This window comes from Pseudomonas sp. TJI-51 (genome assembly GCF_000190455.2).
Classification (GTDB): domain Bacteria; phylum Pseudomonadota; class Gammaproteobacteria; order Pseudomonadales; family Pseudomonadaceae; genus Aquipseudomonas; species Aquipseudomonas juntendi.
Map to the genome: position 1 here is coordinate 417 of NZ_AEWE02000136.1, position 1211 is coordinate 1627.

The window sequence follows — 1211 nt, forward strand, 5'->3', positions numbered from 1 at the left end:
TGGTACACCGCCTACACGCCTTACCAGCCCGAAATAGCCCAGGGCCGGCTGGAGGCGCTGCTGAACTACCAGCAGATGGTCATCGACCTGACCGGGCTGGCCCTGGCCAACGCCTCGCTGCTGGACGAGGCGACTGCCGCCGCCGAGGCCATGGCCCTGGCCAAGCGCGTGGCGCGCAGCAAGAGCAATGCATTCTTCGCCGATGAGCACTGCCACCCGCAAACCCTGTCAGTGCTCAAGACCCGCGCCGAAGGCTTCGGCTTCGAACTGATCATCGACTCTGTGGATAAGCTGAACACGCATGCGGTATTCGGCGCCTTGCTGCAGTACCCCGATACCCACGGCGAGGTGCGCGACCTGCGCCCGCTGATCGAGCACTTGCATGGCCAGCACGCCCTGGCCTGCGTGGCTGCCGACCTGCTCAGCCTGGTACTGCTCACGCCGCCCGGCGAGCTGGGCGCCGATGTGGTGTTGGGTTCCAGCCAGCGCTTTGGTGTACCGATGGGTTACGGCGGGCCACATGCGGCGTATTTCGCCTGCCGCGACGATTACAAGCGGGCCATGCCCGGGCGCATCATCGGCGTGTCGCGTGATGCCCGTGGCAACACCGCGCTGCGCATGGCCCTGCAAACCCGCGAGCAGCATATCCGCCGTGAAAAAGCCAACTCCAACATCTGCACGGCGCAGGTGCTGCTGGCCAACATCGCCGGCTTCTACGCGGTCTACCACGGCCCGCAAGGCCTTCAGCGCATTGCCCAGCGCGTGCACCGGCTGACGGTCATTCTGGCGGCCGGCCTTGCGGCTAAAGGCATCAAGCGCCTCAACCAGCACTTCTTCGACACCCTTACCCTCGACGTGGGTGGCGCACAGGCAGCCATCATCGAGAGCGCTGAAGCCGCACAGGTCAACCTGCGCATACTGGGCCGCGGCCACCTGGGCGTGAGCCTGGATGAAACCTGCAACGAGCAGACAGTGCTGCGCCTGTTGGACATTTTCGTGGGGGTTGACCACGGGCTGGACATCGCCGCGCTTGACCAGTCGGCCCTGGCCGAAGGCATTCCGCCCAGCCTGGTGCGGCATTCGCCGTTCCTTGCCCACCCGGTGTTCAACCTGCATCACAGCGAAACCGAGATGCTGCGCTACCTCAAGCAGCTGGAGAACAAGGACCTGGCGCTGAACCAGTCGATGATTCCGCTGGGCTCCTGCACCAT

1 pseudogene is annotated in these 1211 nt (G+C 65.0%); it reads left to right on the plus strand.

From position 1 onward, the window contains the following. Positions 1-1211 (plus strand): annotated as a pseudogene (locus tag G1E_RS29880) (glycine dehydrogenase (aminomethyl-transferring)); the annotation flags it as partial.